Here is a 7,513-nt window from a genome sequence, read left to right on the forward strand (position 1 = left end):
CCTACAAGCCCGGTCTGACATTGGCCCCGTTGTTTCCACAACGTCCGGGGGCCACCTCGATGATTCCCGGACTGCGGTGTTTCCACCCTGCCCGGCTGATCACGATTGATGCCCGATTCAGTTGCCGGAGAGGACCCTGACCAGGTCTTCTGCCGTGCGGCAGCGATCCAGTAGCTCCTTGACGTGATTTCGCGTTCCGCGAAGGGGTTCGAGGGTTGGAACGCGCTGGAGCGAGTCCCGGCCCGGAAGGTCGAAGATCACGGAGTCCCAGGAGGCTGCCGCGACGTCGTCGGCGTACTGCTCCAGGCAGCGGCCTCGGAAGTACGCGCGGGTGTCCTCCGGCGGCTTCGTGCGGGCCCTCTCGACCTCCGTCTCGTCGAGGAGGCGCTTCATCTTGCCGCGGGCCACGAGACGGTTGTAGAGGCCCTTCTCGGGCCGTACGTCGGCGTACTGGAGGTCGACGAGGTGGAGCCGGGCGGCGTCCCAGTCGAGGCCGTCGCGGCGCCGGTAGCCCTCCATGAGCTCCCGCTTGGCGACCCAGTCGAGCTCTCCGGAGAGGCTCATGGGGTCGTTCTCCAGACGGTTGAGGGTGTCCTCCCAACGGCTGAGGACGTCCTTGGTCTGGTCGTCGGCGTCCGCCCCGAACCGCTCCTCCACGTATTTGCGCGCCAGCTCGTAGTACTCCATCTGGAGCTGCACGGCGGTCAGCGTGCGTCCGCTGCGGAGCGTGATGAGGCGCTGCAGGGTCGGGTCGTGGGAGACCTGGTGGAGGGTGCGTACGGGCTGGTCCACGGCGAGGTCGACGGCGATGAAGCCGTCCTCGATCATGGAGAGGACGAGGGCGGTGGTGCCCAGTTTCAGGTAGGTGGAGATCTCCGAGAGGTTCGCGTCACCGATGATCACGTGAAGGCGGCGGTATTTCTCCGCGTCCGCGTGGGGCTCGTCGCGGGTGTTGATGATGGGTCGCTTGAGGGTCGTCTCCAGGCCCACCTCTACTTCGAAGTAGTCGGCGCGCTGGCTGAGCTGGAAGCCGTGTTCGTGGCCGTCCTGGCCGATGCCGACGCGTCCGGCGCCGGCGAAGACCTGGCGGGAGACGAAGAACGGCGTGAGGTGGCGCACGATGTCCGAGAAGGGGGTCTCCCGCTTCATCAGGTAGTTCTCGTGCGTGCCGTAGGAGGCGCCCTTGTTGTCGGTGTTGTTCTTGTAGAGGTGGATCGGCTGGGCGCCGGGGAGCTGCGCTGCCCGTTCGGCGGCTTCGGCCATGATGCGTTCGCCGGCCTTGTCCCAGAGGACGGCGTCCCTGGGGTTGGTGACCTCGGGGGCGCTGTATTCGGGGTGTGCGTGGTCGACGTAGAGGCGTGCGCCGTTGGTGAGGATGACGTTGGCCAGGCCGATGTCCTCGTCGGTGAGCTGGCTGGCGTCGGCGGCCTCACGGGCGAGGTCGAAGCCTCGCGCGTCCCTGAGCGGGTTCTCCTCTTCGAAGTCCCAGCGGGCCCGGCGGGCCCGGTGCATCGCGGCGGCGTAGGCGTTGACGATCTGGGACGAGGTGAGCATGGCATTGGCATTGGGGTGGCCGGGGACGGAGATCCCGTACTCCGTCTCGATACCCATTACTCGCCGTACGGTCATGCGGCCCTCCTTGCCCGGCGGCGCCCTCGGTCGGGGGCGCTGCTCAAGTACCGCTGGCGCTCCGATGCGTGTGCGGTGCCCGTCCCCGCACTGCGCGACTCGGCGGTACGAACGAGCCTAGAACGGCTTCGCGCTGGTGGGGAGATCATTTGCGTCATTGACTGCTCCAACCGTGACCCGAAAAGCAGTCGGCTGCGGGTACCCATTGAGGGCACCCGCAGCCGCCCTGTCTTTTACAGGTACTGTCCGGTGTTCGCCACCGTGTCGATGGAGCGTCCGGTGTCGGCGCCCTGCTTTCCGGTGATCAGGGTACGGATGTAGACGATCCGTTCGCCCTTCTTTCCGGAGATTCGGGCCCAGTCGTCCGGGTTGGTGGTGTTGGGCAGGTCCTCGTTCTCCTTGAACTCGTCCACGCATGCCTGGAGGAGGTGGGAGACGCGGAGGCCCTTCTGGTTCTTTTCGAGGAAGTCCTTGATCGCCATCTTCTTGGCGCGGCCGACGATGTTCTCGATCATGGCGCCGCTGTTGAAGTCCTTGAAGTAGAGGACTTCCTTGTCTCCGTTGGCGTAGGTGACTTCCAGGAAGCGGTTTTCCTCGGATTCTGCGTACATGTGTTCCACTGCCGTCTGGATCATGCTCTGGACGGTGGTGGCCTTGCTGCCGCCGTGCTCGCCGAGGTCGTCGGAGTGCAGCGGGAGGCGTTCGGTGAGGTACTTGCCGAAGATGTCCTTGGCGGCCTCGGCGTCGGGACGTTCGATCTTGATCTTCACGTCGAGTCGTCCGGGGCGCAGGATGGCGGGGTCGATCATGTCCTCGCGGTTGGAGGCGCCGATGACGACCACGTTCTGGAGGCCTTCCACACCGTCGATCTCGGCGAGCAGCTGGGGGACGATGGTGTTCTCCACGTCCGAGCTGACACCGGAGCCGCGGGTGCGGAAGAGGGATTCCATTTCGTCGAAGAAGACGATGACGGGTGTGCCCTCGCTGGCCTTTTCCCTGGCGCGCTGGAAGACGAGGCGGATCTGCCGCTCGGTCTCGCCGACGTACTTGTTGAGGAGCTCGGGTCCCTTGATGTTGAGGAAGAAGCTCTTGCCGGCGGCCTGGCCGGTCACTTCGGCGACCTTCTTGGCCAGTGAGTTGGCCACTGCCTTGGCGATGAGCGTCTTGCCGCATCCGGGCGGCCCGTAGAGGAGGACGCCCTTGGGCGGCCTCAGCTCGTGCTCCTTGAAGAGGTCGGGGTAGAGGTACGGGAGCTCGACCGCGTCGCGGATGGCCTCGATCTGGTTGCCGAGGCCACCGATCTGTTCGTAGCCGATGTCCGGGACCTCTTCGAGGACGAGTTCTTCGACCTCGCTCTTGGGGACGACCTCGTAGACGTAGCCGGAGCGGGGTTCGAGCAGCAGGGCGTCGCCGGGGCGGATGGTGACGTCCAGCAGCGGCTCGGCGAGCCGTACCACCCGTTCCTCGTCGGTGTGCCCGAGCACCAGGGCGCGCTCGCCGTCCTCGAGGATCTCCTTGAGGGTGACGATGTCCCCGACGCGCTCGAACTCCATGGCTTCGACCACGTTGAGCGCTTCGTTGAGCATCACTTCCTGGCCGCGCCGGAGCTCTTCCAGGTCGACGCTCGGGCTGACGTTCACGCGGAGCTTTCGGCCTCCGGTGAAGATGTCGGCCGTGCCGTCCTCGTTCGCCGTGAGGAAGACACCGAAGCCGGCCGGGGGCTGTGCGAGCCGGTCGACTTCTTCCTTGAGGGCCACGATCTGGTCGCGGGCCTCACGGAGTGTGTTGGCGAGTCGCTCGTTCTGCGCGGACACGCCGGCCAGGTTTGTCTGCAGCTCGACGATCCGCTCTTCGAGAATCCTCGTGTGTCGCGGAGAGTCGGCGAGCTTGCGTCGCAGGACGGCGATCTCCTGCTCAAGGTAGGCAATCTGCCCGGCCGGGTCGTCGGACCCTCGTCCCGGGCGGATGCCGCGGTTCATGTCGTCGTCGTGGGCTGCCACGGTCCTCACCTCCTCCAAGGGGAGCTGGACGCTTCCAGACCCTACCTGGGTGGGTGTCGATTGAAACCCCTAGATCACAAAGACGGTCGGGGTGTGTCCGATCTTCACCCTTGCGCTCTCCCTCACGCCAGGGGAATACCCACGGAACATGATTGGGAAGCGGGTCCGGGTAGGGTCGAAGTGTTCAACACCCGTCAGGGCCTGCATGGTTCCCGACCGGCTGGGCGAGAGGAATGGCAGGAGAGATGACCGTGCGGCAGGAGTCCGGGACCGTGGGCGAGGCGCTCGAGGTCTGGATCGACCAGGACCTGTGCACCGGTGACGGTATTTGCGCGCAGTACGCGCCGGAGGTGTTCGAGTTGGACATCGACGGGCTGGCGTATGTGAAGAGCGGGGACGACGAGTTGCTGCAGGCCCCGGGGGCGACGACGCCGGTTCCGCTGCCGCTTCTGGCGGACGTGGTGGACTCGGCGAAGGAGTGTCCGGGAGAGTGCATCCACGTGCGTCGGGTTTCGGACAGGGTCGAGGTGTACGGCCCGGACGCGGAGTGACCGGGTGGCCACTCCGCGCCACGCTGTGTCTGCTTTCTCACACCGGGTTTGCCGGGTGATCGCATCCCGTCGGGCGGGGTGTCACACGCTTTGGGTGCCTGCGGGTGTCGACCGTACGAACGCCCCGTTCCGCCATTGCCATTTGACGTCGTCGGTGACGTCGGGGCAGCAATTGGGCACCTTGTGGGAGGAGTAGCCGTGCAGGGTTGCCGTGACGGCTCCGTCACGGACGGCGAAGTCGGAGACGGTGTTGCGGTCCTTGGGGGCGATGAGGGTGGCGATGACGCGGGGTCGTGCGGCCTCGGTGGAGCGGGTGAGGACGTAGACGGCGTCGGGTGGGGTGCCCATGCTGGCGTCGCAGTGGACGACGGCCACGGTTTCGGGGCGGCCGTCTCCGTCGAGGTCTCCGGATGCCTGCTTCTTGATGACGACGTCGACGGGGCCGCAGTCGAGGGGGAGGGAGACGTCGGCGGGGTCGGGGGCGGCGACCACGGCCGGGGCGGGCTTGGGCTCCGGGCCGGGCTGGGCGGCTCTCGCCGCGTCGGGTTGGAGGGCCGACGACAGGGCCACGACTCCGGCGAGGGCGGTGGCCGTGGCGAGCCAGTGGATCGGGCGGGTGTGCGCGTGTGCCAGTTCCGGGACCGCGGTTTGCTGCACTAGGAGCGTCTCCTGAGAGGGCTGTGGCGGTTGGGGTGACCCGCATGGTGCCACACGTCACAGCGGGGCGGAACGGCGGGGTGTGGGGTTGGCGGTGCCTTCTGGTGGCGCGTCAACGCAGGAGCGCCGTGGCCGAGTTCCCGGGCGCTGCGGGGAACTCGGCCACGGCGGGGGTTGTTTCGGTTCGCCGGGTCAGCGGGCGGTGCCGCCGTCTGCGTTGGGGCCGGCGTAGTCCTCGCCGTAGGCGCCCTTGGCGGGGCGGCGGCGGCGCATGGGGGGCTCGACGCCGTCGGCGAGGCGGCGGGCGGTGAGCAGGAAGCCGGTGTGGCCGATCATGCGGTGGTCCGGGCGGACGGCTAGGCCCTCGATGTGCCAGTTACGGATCATCGTCTCCCAGGCGGTCGGCTCGTTGAAGCAGCCGATCTCGCGGATGGACTCGACGGTCCGGGCGAGCTGGGTGGTGGTGGCGACGTAGCAGCAGAGGATGCCGCCCGGGACGAGTGCCTTGGAGACGGCCTCCAGGCATTCCCAGGGGGCGAGCATGTCGAGGATGACGCGGTCGACGTCGGTGTCGGACAGGTTGTCCTGGAGGTCGCCGACGGTGAGCTGCCAGGCGGGGTGGGGGCCGCCGAAGTAGCGTTCCACGTTCTGCTGGGCGATCTCGGCGAAGTCCGCGCGGCGCTCGTACGAGTGCAGCATGCCCTGGTCGCCGATGGCGCGCAGCAGGAAACTGCTGAGCGAGCCGGAGCCGACGCCGGCTTCGACGACGCGGGCGCCGGGGAAGATGTCGGCGAAGGCGAGGATCTGCCCCGCGTCCTTGGGGTAGACCACGGCGGCACCGCGGGGCATGGACAGGACGTAGTCGGGGAGCAGGGGGCGCAGCGCAAGGTAGGCGACGTTCCCCGTGGTGCGGACAACACTGCCCTCGGGCGCGCCGATCAGCTCGTCGTGCGGGAAGGAACCCTTGTGGGTGTGGAAGTTCTTTCCCTCTTCGAGCGTGAACGTGTAGTGGCGTCCCTTGGGGTCGGTGAGCTGGACCTGGTCCCCGACCTTGAAGGGCCCGCGACGGCGGGCGGCACCGGTCGGTTCGGACATGTGACCAGCCTACCGGTCCGCGCGGGGGCGGGAGACCACGGTGGTGGTCGGGTGGTGGGGGGCTGTGCGGGTCAGGAGGGCCTGGCCATGGCTTTGACGAAGGCGCGTTCCACGTCGGCTGCGGAGAGGACGCCGTAGATCTCGCCGGTCTCCTCGACGACGAGGTATTCGGTGGCGGGGGTGGCGCGGAGGGCGTCGAGGAGTTCTTCTCCGGCGAGTTCCGCGGAGACGCGCATGCCGTCGGTGAGGTCCTGGGCGAGGCCGCTGACGGTGACCCATGGGCGGCGGTGTTCGGGGACGCCGACGATGGCGGCCTCGCGGACGAGGGAGATGGGTTCGCCGTCGGCGTCGACGACGACGAGGGCGCGGGCGCCGGCGTCGTTGGCGCGGCGGAGGGCTTCGGAGAGGGGGGTGTCGGTCTGGACGGGGACGGCGCGGCGGGTGAGGGCGCGGGCGCGGAGTTCGGGGAGGTGTTCGCGCAGGCGTGCCATGCGGAGGCTGTTGCCGGCGCCGGTCCAGATGATGGCGGCGAGGATGGCGGCGAGCAGGGCGTCGAGGACGGTGTCCATGCCGACGCTGTCCGTGGCGTCGGCGCCGAGGAGTCCGGACTGGGTGAGCCAGGGCAGTCCGATGAGGACGGAGAGGGCGAGGGCGCGGCCGACCCAGGCGGCGGCGACGGTGCCGCTCATGGGTTTGCCGGTGATCTTCCAGACGACGGCGCGGAGCATGCGGCCGCCGTCGAGGGGCAGGCCGGGCAGGAGGTTGAAGGCGGCGACGATGAGGTTGGAGATCATCAGGCCGGCCAGCAGGACGCCGGGGACGGTGCCGGGTTCGACGGCGAGGAGGGCCAGGTAGAAGACGCCGGCGAGGATCAGAGAGAGGAGGGGGCCGACGAAGGCGAGGACGAATTCGCGGCCGGGGGTCTCGGACTCCTTCTCGATCTCGGAGACGCCGCCGAAGAACTGGAGCTGGATGCGTCGCACGGGGAGTTTGAAGCGGAGGGCGGCGACGGTGTGGGCGAGTTCGTGGACGAGGACGGAGGCGTAGAAGGCGACCGCGAAGAAGAGGGAGACGAGGTAGCGGAGGCTGCCGAGTTCGGGCAGGACGCGGTCGAGTTGGCCGCCGAAGACCCAGGTGATGAGGGCTGCGACGAGGAACCAGCTGGGCGCGACGTACACGGGCACGCCGAAGGGGCGGCCCATGAGGATGCCGCCACCGGGCTCCTTGGGCCGCTCGGGGGGCTTGGGTCCGCCGGTGTGGGCGTGGGGGCGGGGGGTGCTGGCGGTGTCCTCGGAGCCGGTCGGCGGTTCCTTGTGCGGGTCCTTGTGCAGGGGGGTGGGGTCGGCCGGGGGGTGGGGGTGGTCGGGCTGCTGCGGCGTTCCCGACGGTTGGGTGTCCGCGGGCCGCTGGGTGTCCGGGGCGGGCCGCGCGTCGCCGGCCGGGTGGGAGCGCTCGAAGGCGTCCGGCTGCTCGGAGTGGCCGGGCTGCTGCGGCGTTCCCGACGGTTGGGTGTCCGCGGGCCGCTGGGTGTCCGGGGCGGGCCGCGCGTCGCCGGCCGGGTGGGAGCGCTCGAAGGCGTCC

6 protein-coding genes are annotated in these 7,513 nt (G+C 68.7%); 1 reads left to right on the forward strand and 5 read right to left on the reverse strand.

Features of this window, described 5'->3' with window-relative positions:
• Positions 1 to 117: 117 nt before the first annotated feature.
• Positions 118 to 1,629, reverse strand: coding sequence for a depupylase/deamidase Dop (dop, locus tag ACZ43N_RS22230; RefSeq protein WP_468099688.1), 1,512 nt, complete (start codon positions 1,627 to 1,629; stop codon positions 118 to 120).
• A gap of 233 nt (positions 1,630 to 1,862) precedes the next feature.
• The gene (gene arc / locus ACZ43N_RS22235) at positions 1,863 to 3,629 is read right to left on the reverse strand and encodes a proteasome ATPase (RefSeq protein WP_468099690.1); all 1,767 of its coding nucleotides are present in this window, start codon (positions 3,627 to 3,629) and stop codon (positions 1,863 to 1,865) included.
• A 245-nt stretch (positions 3,630 to 3,874) separates the two neighbouring features.
• Between arc and ACZ43N_RS22240 the strand changes: the two genes are divergently transcribed.
• Positions 3,875 to 4,180 carry a ferredoxin gene (locus tag ACZ43N_RS22240; RefSeq protein WP_468099692.1) on the forward strand — a complete coding sequence of 102 codons (306 nt, stop codon included), beginning with the start codon at positions 3,875 to 3,877 and terminating at the stop codon, positions 4,178 to 4,180.
• 81 nt (positions 4,181 to 4,261) lie between these two features.
• Here ACZ43N_RS22240 and ACZ43N_RS22245 read toward each other — a convergent pair whose 3' ends face one another.
• From ACZ43N_RS22245 to ACZ43N_RS22255, 3 genes are all read right to left on the reverse strand, one after another.
• Positions 4,262 to 4,837, reverse strand: coding sequence for a hypothetical protein (locus ACZ43N_RS22245; RefSeq protein ID WP_468099693.1), 576 nt, complete (start codon positions 4,835 to 4,837; stop codon positions 4,262 to 4,264).
• Positions 4,838 to 5,029: 192 nt separating this feature from the next.
• Entirely contained in the window at positions 5,030 to 5,932 is a 903-nt protein-coding gene (locus ACZ43N_RS22250; protein ID WP_468099695.1) for a tRNA (adenine-N1)-methyltransferase, read from the reverse strand.
• A gap of 71 nt (positions 5,933 to 6,003) precedes the next feature.
• Positions 6,004 to 7,513, reverse strand: a 1,510-nt coding sequence (locus ACZ43N_RS22255; protein WP_468099697.1) for a site-2 protease family protein, incomplete at its 5' end; no start/stop codon positions are given.

This window comes from Streptomyces sp. NPDC030814 (assembly GCF_055572155.1).

Coding starts and splice junctions, on each gene's coding strand:
- dop (WP_468099688.1), bottom strand. CDS start 1,629: ATGACCGTACGGCGAGTAATGGGTATCGAGACGGAGTACGGGATCTCC.
- ACZ43N_RS22240 (WP_468099692.1), top strand. CDS start 3,875: ATGACCGTGCGGCAGGAGTCCGGGACCGTGGGCGAGGCGCTCGAGGTC.
- ACZ43N_RS22250 (WP_468099695.1), bottom strand. CDS start 5,932: ATGTCCGAACCGACCGGTGCCGCCCGCCGTCGCGGGCCCTTCAAGGTC.